The organism is Achromobacter sp. Root83, assembly GCF_001428845.1.
In the GTDB taxonomy this organism is placed as follows: domain Bacteria; phylum Pseudomonadota; class Gammaproteobacteria; order Burkholderiales; family Burkholderiaceae_B; genus Achromobacter.
This window is the reverse complement of the sequence record NZ_LMIU01000005.1, coordinates 18,469-37,446: the sequence shown is the minus strand read 5'-3', so window position 1 is coordinate 37,446 and position 18,978 is coordinate 18,469. Positions and strand designations below refer to the sequence as shown.

At 64.9% G+C, this 18,978-nt stretch carries 21 protein-coding genes and 1 pseudogene; 14 read left to right on the top strand and 8 right to left on the bottom strand.

Features of this window, described 5'->3' with window-relative positions; translation table 11 throughout:
- Nucleotides 1-16 precede the first annotated feature (16 nt).
- Entirely contained in the window at nt 17-424 is a 408-nt protein-coding gene (locus ASE30_RS28895) for a hypothetical protein (RefSeq protein WP_057283741.1), read from the bottom strand.
- Between the two features lie 14 nt (nt 425-438).
- Between ASE30_RS28895 and ASE30_RS28435 the strand changes: the two genes are divergently transcribed.
- Both ASE30_RS28435 and ASE30_RS29450 read left to right on the top strand, forming a co-directional pair.
- The gene (locus ASE30_RS28435; RefSeq protein WP_082601504.1) at nt 439-903 is read left to right on the top strand and encodes a hypothetical protein; all 465 of its coding nucleotides are present in this window, start codon (nt 439-441) and stop codon (nt 901-903) included.
- A gap of 741 nt (nt 904-1,644) precedes the next feature.
- Nucleotides 1,645-1,881, top strand: coding sequence for a hypothetical protein (locus ASE30_RS29450; RefSeq protein ID WP_082601503.1), 237 nt, complete (start codon nt 1,645-1,647; stop codon nt 1,879-1,881).
- Nucleotides 1,882-1,943: 62 nt separating this feature from the next.
- Here the strand turns inward: ASE30_RS29450 and ASE30_RS07820 are convergent, their stop codons facing one another.
- The 4 genes from ASE30_RS07820 to ASE30_RS07805 all read right to left on the bottom strand — a co-directional run bounded on the left by ASE30_RS07820 (nt 1,944) and on the right by ASE30_RS07805 (nt 5,254).
- Nucleotides 1,944-2,165 (bottom strand): hypothetical protein, encoded by a 222-nt coding sequence (locus ASE30_RS07820; protein WP_057283740.1) that lies wholly within the window; start codon nt 2,163-2,165, stop codon nt 1,944-1,946.
- Nucleotides 2,166-2,194: 29 nt separating this feature from the next.
- A complete protein-coding gene (locus ASE30_RS07815) occupies nt 2,195-2,971 on the bottom strand; it encodes a slipin family protein (RefSeq protein ID WP_057283739.1) in 777 nt (258 codons plus the stop codon).
- A 42-nt stretch (nt 2,972-3,013) separates the two neighbouring features.
- On the bottom strand, nt 3,014-4,429 hold the full coding sequence (locus ASE30_RS07810) for a nodulation protein NfeD (RefSeq protein WP_057283738.1): 1,416 nt from the start codon (nt 4,427-4,429) through the stop codon (nt 3,014-3,016).
- A 543-nt stretch (nt 4,430-4,972) separates the two neighbouring features.
- On the bottom strand, nt 4,973-5,254 hold the full coding sequence (locus ASE30_RS07805) for a hypothetical protein (protein WP_057283737.1): 282 nt from the start codon (nt 5,252-5,254) through the stop codon (nt 4,973-4,975).
- A gap of 204 nt (nt 5,255-5,458) precedes the next feature.
- Here ASE30_RS07805 and ASE30_RS07800 point away from each other — a divergent pair, with 204 nt between their 5' ends.
- From ASE30_RS07800 to ASE30_RS29885, 11 genes and pseudogenes are all read left to right on the top strand, one after another.
- Nucleotides 5,459-6,145 (top strand): hypothetical protein, encoded by a 687-nt coding sequence (locus tag ASE30_RS07800; protein ID WP_057283736.1) that lies wholly within the window; start codon nt 5,459-5,461, stop codon nt 6,143-6,145.
- Between the two features lie 476 nt (nt 6,146-6,621).
- Nucleotides 6,622-6,885: a hypothetical protein gene (locus ASE30_RS07795; RefSeq protein ID WP_057283817.1), complete on the top strand. Its 264-nt coding sequence runs from the start codon at nt 6,622-6,624 to the stop codon at nt 6,883-6,885.
- A 56-nt stretch (nt 6,886-6,941) separates the two neighbouring features.
- The gene (locus tag ASE30_RS07790; protein ID WP_057283816.1) at nt 6,942-8,300 is read left to right on the top strand and encodes a hypothetical protein; all 1,359 of its coding nucleotides are present in this window, start codon (nt 6,942-6,944) and stop codon (nt 8,298-8,300) included.
- On the top strand, nt 8,297-8,914 hold the full coding sequence (locus ASE30_RS07785; RefSeq protein ID WP_057283735.1) for a pilus assembly protein TadE: 618 nt from the start codon (nt 8,297-8,299) through the stop codon (nt 8,912-8,914). Before ASE30_RS07790 ends, ASE30_RS07785 begins: the two co-directional genes overlap by 4 nt.
- 92 nt (nt 8,915-9,006) lie before the next feature.
- Complete coding sequence (locus ASE30_RS07780) at nt 9,007-9,618, top strand: hypothetical protein (RefSeq protein ID WP_235515211.1); 612 nt, start codon at nt 9,007-9,009, stop codon at nt 9,616-9,618.
- The gene (gene cpaB, locus ASE30_RS07775) at nt 9,615-10,421 is read left to right on the top strand and encodes a Flp pilus assembly protein CpaB (protein WP_057283815.1); all 807 of its coding nucleotides are present in this window, start codon (nt 9,615-9,617) and stop codon (nt 10,419-10,421) included. Before ASE30_RS07780 ends, cpaB begins: the two co-directional genes overlap by 4 nt.
- Nucleotides 10,418-11,782: a type II and III secretion system protein family protein gene (locus ASE30_RS07770; RefSeq protein WP_057283733.1), complete on the top strand. Its 1,365-nt coding sequence runs from the start codon at nt 10,418-10,420 to the stop codon at nt 11,780-11,782. Before cpaB ends, ASE30_RS07770 begins: the two co-directional genes overlap by 4 nt.
- 4 nt (nt 11,783-11,786) lie before the next feature.
- A complete protein-coding gene (locus tag ASE30_RS07765) occupies nt 11,787-13,478 on the top strand; it encodes an ATPase, T2SS/T4P/T4SS family (protein WP_057283732.1) in 1,692 nt (563 codons plus the stop codon).
- On the top strand, nt 13,475-14,320 hold the full coding sequence (locus ASE30_RS07760) for a type II secretion system F family protein (RefSeq protein ID WP_057283731.1): 846 nt from the start codon (nt 13,475-13,477) through the stop codon (nt 14,318-14,320). The genes ASE30_RS07765 and ASE30_RS07760 overlap by 4 nt, the downstream gene beginning before the upstream one ends.
- A gap of 12 nt (nt 14,321-14,332) precedes the next feature.
- Nucleotides 14,333-15,205, top strand: coding sequence for a type II secretion system F family protein (locus ASE30_RS07755; RefSeq protein WP_057283730.1), 873 nt, complete (start codon nt 14,333-14,335; stop codon nt 15,203-15,205).
- Nucleotides 15,202-15,435: pseudogene (locus tag ASE30_RS29885) on the top strand (DUF192 domain-containing protein); the annotation flags it as partial. The gene ASE30_RS07755 and the pseudogene ASE30_RS29885, both read left to right, overlap by 4 nt.
- Before the next feature lie 6 nt (nt 15,436-15,441).
- Here the strand turns inward: ASE30_RS29885 and ASE30_RS29445 are convergent.
- The gene (locus ASE30_RS29445) at nt 15,442-16,245 is read right to left on the bottom strand and encodes a BPSS1780 family membrane protein (protein ID WP_057283729.1); all 804 of its coding nucleotides are present in this window, start codon (nt 16,243-16,245) and stop codon (nt 15,442-15,444) included.
- A 63-nt stretch (nt 16,246-16,308) separates the two neighbouring features.
- A complete protein-coding gene (locus ASE30_RS07745) occupies nt 16,309-17,277 on the bottom strand; it encodes a homoserine kinase (protein ID WP_057283728.1) in 969 nt (322 codons plus the stop codon).
- Between the two features lie 185 nt (nt 17,278-17,462).
- Between ASE30_RS07745 and dusA the strand changes: the two genes are divergently transcribed.
- On the top strand, nt 17,463-18,479 hold the full coding sequence (dusA, locus tag ASE30_RS07740) for a tRNA dihydrouridine(20/20a) synthase DusA (RefSeq protein ID WP_082601500.1): 1,017 nt from the start codon (nt 17,463-17,465) through the stop codon (nt 18,477-18,479).
- Nucleotides 18,480-18,510: 31 nt separating this feature from the next.
- Here the strand turns inward: dusA and ASE30_RS07735 are convergent, their stop codons facing one another.
- A complete protein-coding gene (locus tag ASE30_RS07735; RefSeq protein WP_057283726.1) occupies nt 18,511-18,969 on the bottom strand; it encodes a CBS domain-containing protein in 459 nt (152 codons plus the stop codon).
- Nucleotides 18,970-18,978: the final 9 nt, after the last annotated feature.

Here is an 18,978-nt window from a genome sequence, read left to right as displayed (position 1 = left end):
TCGACGCTTAGCGACATCACCCCCTGGATGGTCGCAAGGTATCGGTTCTTCGCCGCAGCTGTGAGAGAACGCCGAGCTTTATCGGCAGCAGGATGATAAGAAAGCCAATGGGTGGCGGCGACACGGCACGGCGGGTCCGGAAAATGTCGATCAGCGCAACGCAGTGCTCTGCCGCCCAAGTCGCATCAAACATTGCCATGCCGATGCCTAGGTCGCCGGCGCTTGGCGACAATAGAAACAATTGAATTTCTACGCCGGCAGGCAGGACGGGAGCACGGAAAATGTGGCCCGGAAACAGGCTGAATCGCCCCGAAATCGGCTGAAATCGCCTTGCGCAAAACACGCGCATCCCCCCGTTGGAATAGTCGCCTATGGTGGTTGCCACGCCGCACAACAACGCGGCGATGACGACATCGGCCTTCATGCCATAGGAACAAAATGAAACTCACATCCATATTGTCTTTCGTCGTGCTTTCCGTGTTCGCAGCCTCGGCCGCCCAGGCGGAAAGATGCACGTCCAATCTGTCGGGTGGGCAAGATTGCACCTATGGCGACGGCACCACCTCTCGGAGTACGTCCAATCTGAGTGGAGGCTACGACACGGTCTACAGCGATGGGCGGACTTCGCGCAGCACATCCAACTTGAGCGGTGGCTTAGACACGAGCTACGGCGACGGAACCACCTCCCGGAGCACGTCCAACCTGAGTGGCGGTTACGACACGACTTACAGCGATGGGCGAAACTCGCGCAGTACCTCCAACTTGAGCGGTGGCTACGACACGAGCTACAGCGATGGCACCACCTCCCGAAGTACTTCCAACCTAAGCGGCGGCCACGACACGACGACCATCAACCGTGGAAACAGTAAAGCCGATACTCGCCATCCGGCCGGCGCCCGCTGAATTTAAAAGAACGGGCGGGGTGATCTCGTCGAAAGCTGCAGGCCGCGTGCATGGCGGTTTGGTGAGAGCTTGACGTAATCTTGACGTAAACCAGTCGAATTTCTGGTGAAAAGGTACTAGTTCGACTCTCGGGGGGGCTACCAAAATCCTGAGCAATCAGGTACCTACAGCCGCCAGCAATGGCGGCTGTTTCGTTCTAGGAAGTCGCCCCAAAAGGGCCCGCCAGCGAAAGCCGAGCGGGCCTTTTGACTACCGCGCTAGGCGTTAAGCCCGGAAGTGGGTGTTTGCACCACCGTGCCATCAGGGAGCTGATATTGACCGTATCCCAACCAGCCGACGGATTGGCCATCCGGGAGGCAGCAATAGAAGAAGGCGCTTACGCCTTTGTCCCCTGGCAGGGCGCGGGCCCGCCGCTCTATACGGTATCTTGTACCGTCGTCCGCGATCGCTACGACAGCAATGGGGCGCTTGACTTGGTTTGCCGGCATTTTGCATCTCCTATTTTGTTTTACTAGGATTAGCCTATGATTTTCGCGTCCGGCGGCCGGTTCTGTACATCCGTCGTTTGGCTACATCCTCAGCAAGGATCTCTAACTGACTCGCTGACCCGGGGCTCAGGCGTAGACGCCTTCATCGGGCGCGGAAAGACCGGCCGTGCGTGCTATGCGTAGCGCCTGTCGCCAGGAACGAAATCCGAGCTTGTTATAAAGACAGCTACAGCATCTTTGTAAAGCGAGGAAAATGTCCGTTCAAATGTTGAGCCGTTGCGGTATTGCATTGCTTCTTTTCGTCCTGGGTTCCGGGTGCTCTTGGGTCGGTCTAGGGGGTTCGAGCCGCTCGGATGAGTGCAAGTGGAGCCGCAGCAGTTGCCTGTACGAAGGGGGGTACGAGGCAGGGGAAGAGGACTATGCCGAGGAAGAAGCAAAACGCCTGAACAAGGCGTCGTCCGATAAGCTACGCCGCAGCTCGGGCAACTGACCCGAATCGGCCGCGGCGCCTGAGCCCTGCTTCACGCTGATCACAGGGCCATTTGATGTCGGCTATTCGCTGACGTGATGGATCTTCAGCGAGTCAGGATCAATCCCGCCGTGGCGAAGCCGAGCGTCCAGGGCTTCGGTCTCGGAGGAACTAGATCCCGCGGCGGGGAGGTCAAGCTTGTTGGCCAATTCTCTCTTGGCCTGCAGGATGCTGGATGCGTCGCCATCCAACAGGGCGACTCCATCGGAGCCATTGGTCTTCTTGAAACTGATCTGGGTCTTCATCTTGCCTCCTGTTGCGCGGGGCGTCCCGCCTAGTGGGTGTCTGCCTGAGGATTCCCCGCCAATCCCCTGAGCACCTGTCCAAGCTCCGTGGGAAACGGGAACACAATGGTCGAGTTGTTCTGCGTGCCTATCATGGCGAGCGTGCTCAGATAGCGCAACTGCATCGCCTCCGGTTGCTGGGCAAGCGTGCGCGCGGCGTTCAGCAACATTTGGGCCGCCTGTTCTTCCCCTTCGGCATGGATGATCTTGGCGCGCCTTTCGCGTTCGGCTTCGGCCTGCCGGGCGATGACGCGGACCATGCTCTCATTGAGGTCGATGTGCTTGATCTCCACGTTCGCCACCTTGATGCCCCAGGCATCGGTCTGCGAGTCGAGAATTTCCTGCACGTCATTGTTCAGCTTGTCGCGCTCGGAGAGCATTTCGTCCAGATCGTGCTTTCCCAACACGGAGCGCAGTGTCGTCTGCGCCAGTTCGCTGGTGGCTTGCCGGAAGTTCTCAACCTGGATCACCGAGCGCTCCGGATCGATCACGCGAAAGTAGATGACGGCGTTCACCTTCACGGACACGTTGTCTCGCGATATGACGTCCTGGCTGGGGACGTCGAATACGCTCATGCGCTGGTCTACCCGCACCATTTGCTGGACAACCGGGATCAGCAGGATCAGCCCCGGGCCCTTGACGCCCGTGAAGCGGCCCAACGTGAAAATCACGCCACGTTCGTATTCGCGCAAGATACGAACCGACAGTGCGAACAAGCCGGCAATCAAGACAAGAATGGGACCGTAGAAGGCTAGTTGCATCAACATGGCGAGCTCCGGAAGTAAGGTGCGGCGTTTGGGGGGCAGGCTTCACCGATCCCGGGAGGGACCTGGCGGAGCATGGCTGGTGTCAGCCAGGACGTGCAGGGTCACGCCCTGGACGGCTGCGATCACGACCGTGTCGCCGGGCCTCAGGCCATCCGGGCCGACGGCACGCCAGCGCTCGCCTGCCGCGGATACGTGGCCATGCGCTCCTTCCCAGCTCAGAACCTTGATGTGCTGGCCGATCAGCGCCTCGGCCCCGCTGACGATGGGCACGCGGCGCGACCGCAGGGCCAGCCGGCCGATGAGGAAAGTCATTGCCAGGCTGACTATCGCCACCCCCGCCACGAGTGGAAGCGATACTTCATACACTGGCACATCCGTGTCGATGAGCAGGATGGAACCGAGGACGAAGGAGATTGCGCCTCCTATCCCCAGGATTCCGATCGAGGGCGTGAATATCTCCGCCACCATCAGCACCGCGCCAAGCAAGACCAGGGCGAGCCCGGCATAGGTCACCGGCAGCGCGGACAGGGCATACAGGCCGACCAGCAGACAGATGGCGCCGATGACGCCAGGAAAAACGGCGCCGGGGCTCATGAACTCGAAGATCAGTCCGTACACGCCCACCATCAGAAGCATGAGGGCCAGGTTGGGGTTCGTGATGACGCTCAGAACCCGCGTGCGCCAATCGGGTTCTCTGTGCTGCAGTTGCAGCCCTTTGCTATGCACCTGCACATCGCTGTTGCCGACTCTGACTATTCGCCCGTCCGCCTTTGCCAGAAGATCCGGTATGTCGTCGGCGATCAGATCAATCACGTTCTGCGCACGCGCTTCGCCCGCTGACAGGCTGGCCGCGGAACGGACGGCCTGTTCCGCCCAGTCGGCGTTGCGGGCGCGCAGGGCGGCCAATGCGCGGATATACGCGACCGCGTCGTTGATCGCTTTGGATTCGCTTGCGTCTTTGGGGGCTGCGGGACGCGGCTTGCGGTCGGATGGCGCGTCCGATTGGTCGCCGGGTTTCTCCGCGGAGCCAGGCTCCTTGTCCGCGGGCTGCGGAAATCCGCCGCCAAGCGCGACCGGCGTCGCGGCCCCCAGATTCGTCGCGGGCGCCATTGCCGCGATATGGCTGGCATAGAGGATGTAGGTGCCTGCGCTGGCGGCACGGGACCCGTTGGGGCTTACGTACGAGACCACGGGAACCGGCGAGGCGAGGATCGCGCGGATGATGTCGCGCATCGAGGCGTCGAGTCCGCCGGGTGTGTCAATGCGCACCACGACCAGCGCCGCATTCTGTTCGTGCGCGGCAGCCAGGCCACGGATCAGGTAATCCGCCGTGGCGGGGCCCACGATGCCGTCCAGGGACAGCACGACGGCAGATCGCTGAGCGCCGGACGCCGGAGTGGTTTCGCCCCAGGCGCTAACCAGCGTCAATGCCCACAACAACGCGATGCCGCATGCCATACGGCACGCCGAACGCGTTCCGGCGCCCGCACATCGGGTTCTGAGGATGACCATGAGCATGGGTCCCTCCGGAGGCATGTAAGGGCAGCGGCGCGTCCTCCCTGACCTCTGCACACCGCTTGTCTAACGGTAGTTCAACCGGCGTCAAAAAAATATAGGGCGGTAACAACCTCGGCCACGGCCGAGCTTTGAGGGGCCGCTTTGCGCGGCAGCGCAAGCCGCGCTCCGGGCGGGGCCGCCGCGCCTGTCTTTCTTCTGTTCCGGCCCGGCGCTATGATGAAGTCACATTGGCAGGAGGGTGCTATGTGGACCTGTACACAATGTGGCTGCAAAGTTGACCAGCAGGACGCGCCGATCGAGACCGACGCGCACGAGGGCTGCTATTTCGAGTGTCCTGCGTGCAAGGCGCACAATGCCCTGCTGAGCGTGGGCGGCAATGGACCGGACGATGCAATAGAACTGGTCCAGCCCCCCTCGGCGGCTCGGGAGAAGGGGCCTTGATTCAGCGGCTGGCGTGCGCGATAACGCGCCGCCGTTATGCGATTACGAGGTAAATCCCGTCGGCAGTTCCCCGCCGTTGACTTCAAACGCAAAGGCCACATCCGAGGTGGGGAACCAATACGTCCGTGTCTCCGCGCCCTGCGCGGCCGCCTGGCTCGAGGGGGCAGGAACACGGACGACTCGCGCATGAAAGCCGGACAAATCCAACGCAGTGCAATAGAGCGCTACGCGGCTTCCCGCTTTTGCGTCGTGATCATCGCCAAAGATGACTTCGGTTTCGCAGCCCTTTCTCAAGACAACGACATACTTTATCGATTCGGTCATGGTGAACCCGCCTCCATGCGGGTGAGAGGATCGCGCAATGACCTCATTCTAAGGGCCTGCGTTTTGAACCTGGAAATGCGGGATGATGTATAACGCTTTCGGCCGTCCCCTCTTCATCCGCAAAGGAATTCCGTGCCGACAAAGCTCCCTGCAAGCCGCCTTGTGACACTGACGGCAAGCGCCATCCGGCAGCATGGCAGGGTCATGATGACCGCCGCGCCTTGGTCACTAGCCCTGTTCGTCCTGTCGCTGCCGTTCGTGCTGCTGACGCCCAAGTTGATTCAGTTGGTGCAACCAGGATTCGTGGCCGTCATCTGCGCGGGAAATCTGTTGACGCTGGTGCACGTGTCGCTGGCGTGGCATAGGCGTATCGCGGCACATGACGCCGCCGAGGGCCCGCGCGGTGCGGGGTGGAAGTACCTGTTGTTGATCGTCCTGTTCAGTGCCTTGGCGGTGGCGCTGGTGTCCGCGAATGATGTGATGCCATTCCTTGTGTATATCGCGTTGAACAATCGTGGCGGCGACGTGCTGTTCTTCGCCTGCGTGTTTGCCGCCTGGGCGGTGATGTGGGGCGGCTTGCCTTATCTGATCGGCACTTTCGCGCTAAGCCTGCCAAGCGTGGCGGTGTCGGGGAAGTACGACTTTCGGCGGCTACGCGGGGCGCTTCGGACCAGCGTGTGGCCGATGGTGGGGATGCAACTGATGCTGATTGGCTCGGCCGTCCTGACCCGCGTTGCGCTGAGCCGCCTGCTGTGGGAAAGGTCTGGCGCATCGCTGGCGCAGAGCGTGCTGGGTATCGTTTTTTGCGTGGTCTCGGTCATGGTGGCAACGGCCATGTGTGCCGTGGCGTATCGGGAACTGAGGGCGGACGCTGGCGATAGGGCAGCGTGAGATCGCGTGAGGCGGACACCCGGGCAGCGAGCAGGAGGTCGGCGTAGGGTGCCCCGGCTATCGCCGCCGACGGCAAAAGGTTGGGACTCCTGGCTGGAATTTCACGGCCGTAATTTCAGGGCCGGAATGGAAGAGCGCCCCAGCTCAAGGTGAGTCTGAGGCGCTCCTGCCCGGCTTCGCACGCGATGGGTGTCAGACAGCCCGGCAACTCAAATCTACTGCTGGTCCAGAGGGCCGGCAATAGGGGAAACCCTCAGCCAAAAATGGGGCTGGTTCGCCCTGTCTGTACCGCTACGCGCTATCTATTGTCCTGGCCGGTCTGGCCCGGCATCGCCCTTTTTCTCTCCCCTGCAGGAATGCCTACGCCCCGTCAATGCGGCGGCATCGATTTGTCCGCCTCGGCATCCACGAATTGCCGGTCAATCGCACGATGGCGACACTGAGCTCCACATTCACTGCATCGGAGAGCAGACATGATGGGGCATCGAAAGCGTCAATTGGGACAAGGCATGACGGAGTACATCGTGGTCGTGGCCCTGGTGGCCGTTGCCGCGATCGCCGTGTATCAGTACTTTGGCCAAGTCGTGCGTTCGCAGACCGCGGCCATGGCGCGCGAGCTCGCCGGCGAGGATGGCGGCACGCAAACACGCGCCGCGCAGCAGGCCGCGCAAAAGGCGGCGGCGCAGACCAAGGCGCGTTCGCTCAAGTCCTTCACCGGCAACGCCGCGGACGCAAATTGACTGCGCCCCGGTTCCTGGCGGCCAACCATCAGCAAGGCCAGGCGCTGGTCCTGGGCATGCTGATGGTGGCAGTCGCCGCGACTTCCCTTGTCGTTCTGTACAACCTGGGCCAGACCGTGGAGGCGCGCGGCCGCCTGACCCACGCGGCGGACGCAGCCGCGTACAGCGGCGCACTTGAGCAGGCGCGCGCACTCAATGCCATCGCGTACATCAACCGCAGTCAGATCGCTCATCAGGTCGCAATGGCGCATCTGGTCACGCTGGGCGCGTCCGCGCAGTACCTTCGTGCCTTGCAGTCGCAACGCAGCCGCGGCAACCCGCCGGCCGGCCTGATCGCCATGCTGTTCGGCCCGGATATGGGCCTTGCCTATCAGGCCGCTCAGGCGCCGTCTGACGCCGAGGCTCGGCTGGCTCGTGCTTTCGATCAGCATGACCGGATCGTGCATCAAGTCCTGGAGGCCGCGGCGCGCGAGGCGGTCGCGGACCTGACCGCGTCTCGAGAACGCATCATGCGCAAGGTGCTGGCAGCCAATTTCCCGTCCAGCGGGCGAGTGGGCGAGGGCATCAGGGCGGGGTCCTCGCCCGTGACGCTGCGCCTGCTGACGGACGGGTGGCCGGGCTACGTGGAGCGCAGCGTTTCCACGCGCAAGGCAGGCTTGCGGCCCGCCACGGAACAGGCGGTTGCGCGTTACGGATTTCTGGACAGCCGCAGCCATACCCGCCGCAATGCCTGGATGGTCAGTCCGCGCTGTCCGTTGCACCGCCATGAATTGCGGCGGCGAGGCTCCACATGGTTGGGGCCCGATGGGCGCTGGGGGGCGTTGGACACCCAGTCCTATCATGCGCTGCGGTCAAACCGTTGGGTGGGCTGCTATTTTCGCGAATATGCCATGGGCTGGGGAACCGCCCAGGGCGAGAAGAGCAAGGCACCCGGCGATCTGGAATATGTGGACGAACCCCCGGCGGACTTCTCGCAGGAAGATTTCTGGAGATGGGTCGAACATTCCACGTCATGGGACATTTTCAGCGGGGCCACCAATCCCATGGCGAATTCCTATGCGATGGCATCGGCGCAACGTTGGCCGGGCGGCGGTCTGCCCGCCTATCGCGAAGTGGCGCTGACGCGTGCTCGCGATCCCTTGCGCTTCGCGGTGGCTGTCAGCCTGGATGCGGCGGCGCTCAAGACCACGGATGCGGACAGCGCGGTGGCGGCGCCCGTCGGATTGTTCCGCTATGCCGCGTTGGGCAAAACCGGCGCCGTCACCGTCAGCAGCGCCGCTGAAACCTATTTTTCCCGCCCCGAGCGCCGCGCCGATGGCCGCGCTGAAACCGCGACGCTTTTCCGCCCGTACTGGCAAGCCCGTCTGTCGGCGGTGACACCGCAAGAGGCCATGCGGGCAAGGATGACGCCATGATCAGGTTCGCAAGCCGCCAGCAGGGGCAGGCAGTGATCGAGTCGCTGTTGATGCTGCCCCTCATGGCTTTGCTGTTGTGGGCGGTGACAGGGATCGGCAACCTGCAATTTTCGGCGCAGCAGACGGCGCAGGCCAGCCGCAAGGCCGTGATGTCGGGAGCGCTGGGGCAGTCCCTGGAGGCGCTGCGCGCACCGGCGGGCATGCAATTGTCGAGCGATGCCGCCGCATTGGCCGACGTGGCGCGGCCGCCTGTCTCTGCATTGCAGGACGAATGGTTCGGCACAGGTTTGCGGATGCTGTCCGTGGAAGTTCGAACGCAGCCGCGAACTCGCGATCCGTCGACGTGGTTGCCAATTGCGCGCCGCATCAGCGTGGCCAGCGGGGCGGGTCATGCGCATGGCGATGCCGACGCGCAACGCCGTGTCGGGGGCGCCCGCACAGGCTGGCGACAGGCCGGCCAGGGTTCGCTGTCGGAGGCGAGCCGCTTGGCGCGTTCCATTGAACGGGTGGACGGACCTTGGGGCCGCCCGAAGCTGTCGCTGGATTGGTTATCGACGTGGGCGGATGTGGTGCCTGCGGACCGGCTGGGAAATCATGGGGGGCAAAACAGATGAGTGCGTGCATTTTCTTGCAGAAACCCAAGTGGGATTCCTGCCGCGCGGCAGCGCGTGCATCCCGCGCGGCGCTATGTAGCGTCCTGATCGTCATGGCTTCGGGTGCTAGCGCATCTGCTGGCGCCAATGCCCTGGGGCGTTTGCGTTTTCCCGCCGGCGCCACGCACGAACTATTGGCGGATCGGCTGTGGCTTCATGGCTTGCCGGCGCAGGTGCTGGTGTTTGACGTGCCGCAAAGTCCACGGGAGCTTGCTCGCGCACTGTCCCGCCAGCAGCCCGGCCTGGCTGACCTGCATGTGCTGCCGGGGCAACTCATCCTGTCGGGGCATGTCGGCGACGACCGCTGGGTAGCCCGGATGGAGGCCGCGGGCAGGGAGCGCACGATAGGCAGCATTTCGTCGGTCAGCGCAAGGGCGGTCCCCGCGAATCCGCAGCCGGCCTGGCTGCCGGAGGGCGCGCGCGTCAGGTTGGACGTCGCCACCACGGAGCGTGGCGTTCGGGTGTCGGAACGCATCTGGGAGTACGCGCTGCCTCCCGCGAAAATGGCGCCTCTGATCGAGGCGGGCTTGCGGCGAGACGGATGGGCGCCCGACCGGAAAGCGGGTGCCGTGCAGGCGTGGGCGCGTGAACGCGAACGTATGGAGTTGTTGCTGGTTCCGCTGGATGCGGGCAGCGGACTCAGAGTCAACGGGTGGGCGCCATGAAAGCCTGGATCACGCATGGCGCCGCGCGCCTGCGCCGTACTGGCGTCTATGCCCTGGCCTTGCTTGCCGGCCTGGTTTCCGCCTGGGCGGTGCGAGAGCACGTTCAACAACGGGTCCAGGCGCTGGAAGCCGAAGCGCGGACGCCCCTGGTCAGCCGCCTCGTAGCGGCCTATGACCTGCCCGCAGGGACGCTGCTGGAAGAGGTGCACGTGGCCGTGCGCGAAATCCCCCAGCCGTGGGCGCCCAGCGCCAGCCTGGACCCGCTTGAGCTGGGCAGCCTGCTTGGCGCCACGCTCATCGCCGACGTCGCACACGGCGAACCGCTGCTGCGGGGATATCTGAGTTTCAATGCCCCGGCCCCCGCGTTGGCAACCCGTCTGCAGGCCGGACAGCGCGCGCTTACCGTGGCCGGAACCGACCTGGGCGGACTGGCGGACATGCTGCGCGCGGGGGATGCCATCGACATCTATGTGAGCTTCTCGCACCGGCAGCGCGATCTCACCGTCCCCGTGCTCCAGGGGATGCGCGTATTGACCGTGGGCAGCGGCGCCGACGGGCCCGGCAATATCACGCTGGCGGCCACGCCGGACGAAGCGATGCGATTTATCGCGGCACGGCAGGCCGGCGCCCTGACCGCCATGTTGCGGCATCGCGATGATGGGGCGGCGGTCGGCATGTCCACGCAGAGCGATCTGGCGTCGCTGATCGGATTGGAATCCGACCCCAAGCCCGCGCCCGGCGTGGCAATCCTCTATGGCGACCGCCTCGATGCTCAGGCCGGCCTTGGCCCGGAGCGGCCATGATCCGGATTCTTCGCGTACTGGCTGCGTTGTGCCTGTGTCTGGCGGCCGGGCCGGCTTGGCCCGCGACCGAGTCGTTGGAGCTGCAAGTGGGCGAAACACGCGTCTTGCCGCATCCCGGCGTTCGGCGAGTGGCGATCGGCAACAGCCAGGTGTTGAGCGCCGTGGCGGCCGAAGGGCGCGAGGTCGTGCTCTTTGCGCGCGCGGAAGGCGTGTCTTCGGTGCACGTCTGGACCGGCCGCGACCGGATCACCGCCTATGAGCTGCGGGTGGTTCCGGCGGGTACGCCGCGCTTGCGCGGCGAAGTCCAGAGCTTGCTGTCGCGTATTCCGGGGGCGCGCAGCACGAGCGTGGGCGGGCGCATTCTGATTGAAGGCGATGACCTGTCGGACGATGATCGCGCTCGCATCGCCGCCCTGGCCGACCGCTATCCCGATGTGCTGGATTTCACGGGGCAGGTGGGCTGGGATCGCATGGTGCTGCTCGATGTCCAGGTGGTCGAGATCCCCACTTCCAGATTAAGGGAATTCGGGGTGCGCTGGGACGGTGTGACTCAGGGCGGAGTCAATGCCGGCCTGGCGTGGGATGCCGGATCCCGTGGCCGAACGACCCGGCCCGGAGAACAGGTAATCGAGACCGCGGGCCCGGCATCGCCGGCCGCGGGCTACTTTGGCGTAAATGCCTTGCTGTCAGCCCGCATCGCGGCCCTGGCCCAGACGGGCGAGGCCGTCATGCTGGCGCAGCCGCAATTGCTTGCCCGCAGTGGCGCCAGCGCAACCTTCCTGGCGGGAGGGGAAGTGCCCTATCAGTCCACCGACTCTCGCGGCAATCCCACGACGCTGTTCAAGCCCTATGGCGTTTCGCTGAACATCACGCCCCGGATAGACCGAAACGGGGTCATCCGGTCACTGATCGAGGTGGAAGCCAGTTCGGTGGATACCTCGTTGAGCCTGCCGGGAGGACCGGCGTTGCGTACGCGTCGTGCATCCACCGAGTTCAACGTGCGTTCTGGAAACACGCTGGTCATCGGCGGATTCCTCTCGCGGGAGCAGGGCAGCGAAGTCAATGGCCTGCCCTGGCTGCAGGAAATCCCCATTCTGGGCGCGCTGTTTTCGTCGCGCCGCTATCAGCGGCGCGAGACCGAACTGGCCATTTTCGTGACGCCGAAGATCGTGTCACAGGGAGAGCCCGCCATGGCGGACCGCGTGCGGCGCGGCCGCGAAACCCTGGAGGCGGCCTTTCCCGAGCCGCCACGGCTGGGCACGTCGGTGCCCGCCGACCCGGGCGGCTGGGATCCCTATTCAGGCGCGGGTTCCCAATGGCGTGTTCAACCCGATGGCGCCGGCCTGTCTTTGCGGGAGTGACCGGATGCTCAGAATAGAAATGACCTTCGAAGACGCCGGCACGCGCAGCATGGACGTTCCGGCGCCCGTGTTGATCGGGCGGGGGGCGCATTGCGGTTTGCGCATCGTCACCTGGCGGGTTGGCCGCCAGCACGCTCGTCTGTCGTGCGAAGAGGCCGCCATCGTGCTTGAAGATCTGGGTACGCTGGCCGGCACGATGGTGAACGGCCTAAGGGTGGTGCGCCACGCGCCCGTGCTGCCCGATGATGAGATTCTGATCGGGCCCTGCCGGCTGCGGGTGTCGTGGGCGCAGCAGGAAGCCGCGTCGAAAGAAGATGCCAGCGTTGAAAGTCCGTCGGCGGCCAGGGTAGCGGATCGGCCGGACGAAGCCGCCGCCGCCTTGCCGCCGCCGGTTCCCCAACCGGCGGCGTCCCAGCATCGCCTGCATGATCGCCGCCGCTTGCACACCGCCTTGCTGAACGCGTTGGACTTGCGCCGACGCGATGTGGCGGGCATGAGCGACGGCATGCTTCGTGCCGAAGCAGAGCGCTTGTTGACGCATATCGTGGCGACGGATGCGGATCTGCCCGCGGACGCGGACAGGGCGGCGCTGTGCCGGGAGGTGCTGGATGAAGCGGTGGGCCTGGGGCCGCTGGAACCGTTGCTGTCGGCCAGCGACATCACCGAAATCATGGTCAACCGCTACGACGAGATCTATGTGGAACGCGGGGGGCGCCTGTGGCGCCATCAAGCGGCGTTCACCAGCGAGCAATCCGTGCGCTGGGTGATAGAACGCATCGTGACGCCGCTGGGCCGGCGCATAGACGAAAGCTCGCCCATGGTGGATGCGCGCCTGCCGGACGGGTCGCGCGTACACGCCATCATCCCGCCGGTCGCGATGAAGGGCGCCAGCCTGACCATCCGCAAGTTCCCGCAGCGGCGTCCGCAGATGCCCGACCTGATCGCCCTGGGCGCCCTGAGCAACGCCATGGCGCAGTTTCTGGCGTTGTGCGTCGGAATGCGCAAGAACCTGGTGGTCTCGGGGGGGACGGGGTCGGGCAAGACGACGCTGCTGAACATTCTGTCCAATGAGATTCCGGACGGAGAGCGTGTCGTGACGATTGAGGACGCCGCGGAGTTGCGGCTGAATCACGACCATCTGGTGGCGCTGGAGGCGCGCCCGGCCAACCAGGAGGGCAGGGGGCGCATCGATATCCGCGAACTGGTGCGCAATGCCTTGCGCATGCGGCCGGACAGAATCGTGGTGGGAGAGTGCCGTGGACCGGAAGCCTTCGACATGCTGACGGCGATGAACACGGGCCACGAAGGTTCACTTACGACGCTGCACGCCAACTCGCCCCGCGATGCCCTGGCGCGGCTCGAGGCGATGATCTTGATGGCGGGCCTGGACTTGCCGTTGCCGGCCGTACGCGAGCATATCGCCGCCAGCGTGGACATTGTCGTGCAGCAGGCCCGGTTGGCGGATGGGCGGCGCATCGTGACATCGATCGTCGAAGTCGCCGGGATGGAAAGCGGCCGCATCCAGTTGCAGGACTTGTTCCGGTACGACCGGATCCAGGGGTTCCTGGGTTGCGGCGGCCTGCCCAGCTTCGCACGGGAGTGGGCGGAAGCGGGGGCGGCCTTCGAGGCCGCCTGGTTCTCCGACGCGGCGGGCGGCGGGCCGGACGCCGGCGGCTTTCCTCAAGGTTTGCCATGATCTGGCTTGCGGCGGCGGCGGCCATGCTTTGCGCGGTATTGCTGACCTGGCGTGTCCAGAACTGGTTCGCGCCTGCGCTGCGGCGCTATCGGGAAGTCTATACCCAGGATGCCGGCGTGCGGCTGAGCGAAGTGTTCCTGTTCATCGATCCGGCGCAGTTATGGGTGGGCGCGCTGGGTTGCGCGGCGGTGGCGGCAGTGCTGGCATTCTCGGCCACCGGCAGCGGCCTGCTTGCCGCGCTGATTGCGGCGATGGCGTCGCGCGCGCCTCGAATGGCGGTGGACGGACTGCGGCGACGGCGCGCGCGCCGCTTTGAAGAGCAGCTGCCCATGGCCCTGCTGATGCTGGCGTCCTCGTTGCGGGCGGGGGTGGCATTGACGACCGGCCTGCGCCATGTGGTTGACCAAAGTGGCGCGCCCCTGGCTCAGGAGTTTGGTCTGATGCTGCGCGAGCAGCGCCTGGGCGTGACCTGGGATGCCGCGCTGGACAACCTGCATGGCAGGATGCCGGCCGACTCGACCTCGCTGGTCGTGGCGGCCATGCGCATCGCCGCGCAGACCGGGGGCAACCTTGCGGAGGCGCTGGAGAGCATTGCGCAGACCTTGAGGGCCAGGCTGCAACTGCAAGCCAAGCTGTTGGCGCTGACGTCCCAGGGACGGCTGCAGGCCTGGATCGTTGGCGCCTTGCCTTTGCTCCTGTTGGCGGTGCTGGACCGGCTGGAGCCGGAGATCATGGGGTTGCTGTGGCACACCCCGATGGGATGGGGCGTGTTGACGATCGTGGCGGTGCTGGAAACCGCAGGGGTATTGCTGATCCGGCGCATCATCCGGATCGATATCTGAAGGGAGGTCGCGATGTGGTTGTATCTGGGCATGCTCACAACGGCGGCAGGGGCCGCGTGGCTTGCATGGATCGTGTTGAGGCCGCTGCTTTGGGAGGACCAGGAGGCGTCCTCCGCCCTGCCATGGTGGTGGCGGGCGGCCTGGCCATGGATATCGGCCGTGGCGCCCTTGGCGGGGCCGCTGTGCTCTTGGCGCTGGCGCATCCGGCTGACCCGGGCGATCGAACAGGCGGCCTTGCCAGCGGGCGTAGGCTATGCGCACCTGGCGGCGTTATCCGCGAGTGCCGCGATGGCCGCGGGCGGGCTGACAGGGGCCGTGGCGATCACGGCCGCATCATCGAACTTTCTGGCGTGGGCGCCGTGGTCGGTTTCGGCGGCGCTTGCGGCCGGGATTGCCCCCATCCTGTGGCTGCACCGGCTGGGTGCCAGGCGGCGCCGGGACATCGAGCGGGATCTGCCGTTCGTGTTCGACATGATGACGCTGTGCGTGGAGGCGGGCCTGAGCGTGCAGGGGGCCCTGCAACTGGCTGCCCAGAGCGGACCGCGCGGTGTATTGCGGGATGCGCTGACGGATGCCCTGGCCGAGATGCGGGCGGGCGTTTCAAGAATCGCCGCAATCAAGGCGTTGGCCGAGCGCAGCAATAGCCCGCTTGCACGCAATTGGGCGGCTGCCCTGGCGCAGGCGGAGGCCCTGGGCGCCAGCCTGGGGCCGGTGCTGCGCGCGCAGGCCGCGCAATGCCGCAGCGACCGCCATGTGCGCGCCGAACAATTGGCGATGCAGGCGCCCGTGAAGATGCTGCTGCCCTTGATCGGCTGCATCTTTCCCTGCACGTTCATCGTGCTGGCCTTTCCGATCGCGGTTCAACTGCTGCAGAGCGTGCAATGAAGCGGCCCGGGCCTTTGCCGGCTGACCGCCTACGCTTGCTGAGGATCGGGACGTGGCAGAGCCGGATGCGCGGCTTGCTGGGTCGCGGCCCTCCCGGACCCAGATCGGGCATCCTGCTGAGTCGGTGCGCGGCGGTGCACACCTTTGGCATGCGCTACGCCATCGATGTGGCGTTCGTTGCGCGGGACGGGCGGGTTGTGGGGCTGCGCAGGGCGCTAGCGCCCTGCCGCGTGGCGCTATGCCTGGGCGCCGTTGCCGTCGTCGAGTTGCGCGCCGGCGTTATTGATGCCGAACACGGAGGTGTAGGCCGGATAGAAGCTGCAATACAGTACGCCACCCGCCGCGATGTTGAACGGGATTTGCAGCGTACCGGCGAGCTGGGGAGAAAGACCGATGGCGACCAATAGGCCGGCGCAGAGGTCGATGAACAGAAACACCAGGATCCAGGTGGCGCCATACACAAGAAAAGGCAGCTTGTTGCGCCAGCAGGCGATGCCGGAGAAGAACAGGGCCTGCATCAAGCGCAGTCCGTGCCAGGCCACCAGGACCGGCGCATGCCAGAACAGCGCCGCGATCACCATGTAAACGACCGCGAACAGGGTCAGCGGCACGGCCATGGCCGAGAGGATGGGCTCCATGCTTTTTTCGACGGACGCAATGCGCATGCCCTCCATCATCGCGTCGGTGAACGGCAGGAAGATGACCAGGCCGGTCACCATGCAGAGCGCCGCATAGAGCAGGCCCATCAGGAACAGCTTTCTGAAAACGCCAGGCTGCTTGAGCGGCTTGCCCCACATGGAAGGCAGCATGACACGGTCGGCCTCTACATGCTTGCAGGCCGACAGCGTCATCAGGGTGATGATGGGCATCAGGGCCACGACCAGGATCGGGCCTACCGGCGGGGTGGCCGTGGCGAAGATGACCAGCAGGCTGATGGCCATGGCCCAGGTGAACATGGCCAGGGGTTGCTTGCGGAACAGACGGAATCCGTCTCGGACCCAAAGCCAGCCGGACGTCGCGGGAAGAAATGCTGCTTGCATGGCTCTCTGAAGGAGTGATCTCTCGAAAGGGACGCGCTATTCCCATTATGGGGGGCGTAACGGTTACGGCAATATTGGCAGGGTCGAGCGGTGGCGCGCTTGCAACACTCTTTCGAAGTGGCGAGGGTCGTGCGGCTTGAGGGTCTGGGCCGGCCGGGGCAGGAAAAAGTCGTACAGGCGGGAAACCCAGAACCGCAGGGCGGCCGCGCGCAGCATCAGGGGCCAGACTTCGCGTTCGGCGTCGGTGAAGGGCCGAACGCCCGCGTAGGCGCTCAGCCAGGACTGGACCAATTCAGGGATGAATTCGCCGGAGTCGCGGTCGATGCACCAATCATTGACGCTGACCGCCACGTCGAACAGCCAGGTATCGCAGCCCGCGAAATAGAAGTCGATGATGCCGCCCATGAGCGGATTCTCGAAGGTGCCCGCGAACAGGACGTTGTCACGGAACAGGTCGCAGTGGGCCGGACCCGACTGCAGCGCCTGCCACGCGGGCGTGGCGGTGGCGGCTTGTTGGGCGGCCAACTCCGAAGCAAGAAGGCCGGCTTGGGCCGTATCCAGGAAAGGCATGACCTTCGGGGCCGTTTCCAGCCACCAGGACAGCCCGCGCAGGTTGGGCTGGCGGATAGGGAAGTCCTGGGCGGCCAGGTGTGCGCGGGCCAGCGTGGCGCCGGCCAGGGCGCAGTGAGCCGCGCCAGGCGCGGGCTCATAGCCGCCGGGCAGGCGCGACACGATCGCGCAGGGCTTGCCGTGCAGGGTGGTCAGGCGGGTGCCGTCACGCAGGTTCTGGGGCTGAGGCACCGGTATGCCACGTTCCGCCAAGTGGTACATCAGCTCGATGTAGAACGGCAATTGGGCGTGGGTCAGCACTTCGAACAGCGTCAGGACGTATTCACCCCGCGTCGTGTGCAGGAAATAGTTGGTATTCTCGATACCCGCCGTAATCCCTCGGAGCGAGACGAACTCGCCCAAGTCGAAATGCGCCAGAAGGGCGCGCGCGTCGTCGTCGGTTACGGGAGTGAATACGGCCATTGATGTGCGGGTGTAAGGGGGTTAACGGACGCTCGGACATGCCTGAACGGCGGCGGCGGCGCAATTTTAGACCACATGGCGGGCTGGTCCTGGCGGCTGTTCGGAAGGCGGACGAATCAGGACGCCGGGCATAATGCCGCCAAGCACCGTAAAATACCGCATCCCCTTGTTTTGTAGAGTGATTCTTGGACTCCCCCGATTGGCGGCTATGCGTCGCCCCGATGATCGACGTTACCGACCGCCACTGCCGCTTTTTTCACCGGCTGCTGGCCCCTCGCGCACGCCTGTACACGGAAATGATCACCACCGGCGCGCTGGTGCACGGCAATGTCGCGCGTCACCTGGACTTTGACGAGGCCGAGCACCCCGTCGCGCTGCAGCTTGGGGGCAGCGAGCCCGAAGCCCTGGCGCATGCCGCCAGGCTGGGCCGGCAATGGGGTTACGACGAGATCAACTTGAACTGCGGCTGCCCCTCAGAGCGGGTGCAAAAGGGCGCGTTTGGCGCCTGTCTGATGGCGGAGCCGGCGCTGGTGGCGGATTGCATGAAAGCCATGCAGGACGCCGTCGACATTCCGGTCACCGTGAAGCACCGCCTGGGCCTGGATTACGAAGAATCTTACGATTTTGTCCGCGATTTCGTCGGCAAGATCTACGACACGGGCTGCCGGGTATTCATTGCGCATGCCCGCAATGCGGTGCTTAAAGGCCTGTCCCCCAAGGACAACCGCGAAATTCCTCCGCTGCGCTACGACGTGGTCACGCAGCTCAAGCGCGATTTTCCGGATTGCATCTTCGTGCTCAATGGCGGGTTGGCGGATGCGGGACAGTCCGTGCGCGCCTCGGAGGATTTTGACGGCGTGATGCTGGGCCGTGCCGCCTGGCACACCCCGCGCGTGCTGTCCGAGGTTTCCTTGCAGTTGTGGCCGTCCGTGCGTCTGCCCAGCGACGCGCAGGTCGTGGATGCCATGACCGAATACGCCGCGCGGCAGGTCGCCAGGGGCGTGCCGCTGCGCGTGATGACGCGTCCGATGCTGGGATTGGTGAACGGCCAGTCCGGCGCGCGCCGCTGGAGGCGGATGCTGTCGGATCCGGCCTTGCTGGCGGCCAACAATCCCGAGCTTATCTATGACGCCTGGCGCAGCCAGCGGCAATCGTCGGATACACGCGGCGCCGCGTTCGAGGCGGCGCCGGTAGGGGTGTGAGTCCGCGGCGGGCGCGGCGGGCGCTTCAGCTTCAGGATTTGGCGGGTTCGGGGCTTTCCGTGGGCCAGTCCCGGATGTAGGCCTTCAACATGTTGTTTTCGAACTGTTGGGCCGCGACGATGGCCTGAGCCATGTCGTAGAAGGAAATGACGCCCATCAGCGTCGGGCCGTCCATGACAGGGATGTAGCGCGCGTGCTTTTCAAGCATGAGGCGCTGCACTTCGTCGGCGCTGGTGTTGGGGGACACGCTGACCGGGGCGTCGTCCATGATGGAACGGATGGTCGTTTCGCCGGCGCCGCCATGGGCATGCATGTGCCGGATGATTTCTCGGAACGTGAGCATGCCGGTCAAGGTGCCGAACTCCATGATCACCAGCGAGCCTATGTCCTGTTCGCTCATGGTTTGCACTGCCTGGGACACAGGCATGTCCGGCGACGCCGTATAGAGCGTGTCGCCCTTGACGCGCAAAATCTCGCTGACCTTCAACATCGGTTCCTC

Coding starts and splice junctions, on each gene's coding strand:
- ASE30_RS07755 (WP_057283730.1), top strand. CDS start 14,333: ATGTGGTTGTATCTGGGCATGCTCACAACGGCGGCAGGGGCCGCGTGG.
- ASE30_RS07810 (WP_057283738.1), bottom strand. CDS start 4,429: ATGGCATGCGGCATCGCGTTGTTGTGGGCATTGACGCTGGTTAGCGCC.
- ASE30_RS07795 (WP_057283817.1), top strand. CDS start 6,622: ATGGGGCATCGAAAGCGTCAATTGGGACAAGGCATGACGGAGTACATC.
- ASE30_RS07735 (WP_057283726.1), bottom strand. CDS start 18,969: ATGTTGAAGGTCAGCGAGATTTTGCGCGTCAAGGGCGACACGCTCTAT.
- ASE30_RS07790 (WP_057283816.1), top strand. CDS start 6,942: ATGCTGATGGTGGCAGTCGCCGCGACTTCCCTTGTCGTTCTGTACAAC.
- ASE30_RS07785 (WP_057283735.1), top strand. CDS start 8,297: ATGATCAGGTTCGCAAGCCGCCAGCAGGGGCAGGCAGTGATCGAGTCG.
- cpaB (WP_057283815.1), top strand. CDS start 9,615: ATGAAAGCCTGGATCACGCATGGCGCCGCGCGCCTGCGCCGTACTGGC.
- ASE30_RS07745 (WP_057283728.1), bottom strand. CDS start 17,277: ATGGCCGTATTCACTCCCGTAACCGACGACGACGCGCGCGCCCTTCTG.
- ASE30_RS07805 (WP_057283737.1), bottom strand. CDS start 5,254: ATGACCGAATCGATAAAGTATGTCGTTGTCTTGAGAAAGGGCTGCGAA.
- ASE30_RS07820 (WP_057283740.1), bottom strand. CDS start 2,165: ATGAAGACCCAGATCAGTTTCAAGAAGACCAATGGCTCCGATGGAGTC.
- ASE30_RS29445 (WP_057283729.1), bottom strand. CDS start 16,245: ATGCAAGCAGCATTTCTTCCCGCGACGTCCGGCTGGCTTTGGGTCCGA.
- ASE30_RS07760 (WP_057283731.1), top strand. CDS start 13,475: ATGATCTGGCTTGCGGCGGCGGCGGCCATGCTTTGCGCGGTATTGCTG.
- ASE30_RS07815 (WP_057283739.1), bottom strand. CDS start 2,971: ATGTTGATGCAACTAGCCTTCTACGGTCCCATTCTTGTCTTGATTGCC.
- ASE30_RS07780 (WP_235515211.1), top strand. CDS start 9,007: ATGGCTTCGGGTGCTAGCGCATCTGCTGGCGCCAATGCCCTGGGGCGT.
- ASE30_RS07800 (WP_057283736.1), top strand. CDS start 5,459: ATGATGACCGCCGCGCCTTGGTCACTAGCCCTGTTCGTCCTGTCGCTG.
- ASE30_RS29450 (WP_082601503.1), top strand. CDS start 1,645: ATGTCCGTTCAAATGTTGAGCCGTTGCGGTATTGCATTGCTTCTTTTC.
- ASE30_RS07770 (WP_057283733.1), top strand. CDS start 10,418: ATGATCCGGATTCTTCGCGTACTGGCTGCGTTGTGCCTGTGTCTGGCG.
- ASE30_RS28435 (WP_082601504.1), top strand. CDS start 439: ATGAAACTCACATCCATATTGTCTTTCGTCGTGCTTTCCGTGTTCGCA.
- ASE30_RS28895 (WP_057283741.1), bottom strand. CDS start 424: ATGAAGGCCGATGTCGTCATCGCCGCGTTGTTGTGCGGCGTGGCAACC.
- ASE30_RS07765 (WP_057283732.1), top strand. CDS start 11,787: ATGCTCAGAATAGAAATGACCTTCGAAGACGCCGGCACGCGCAGCATG.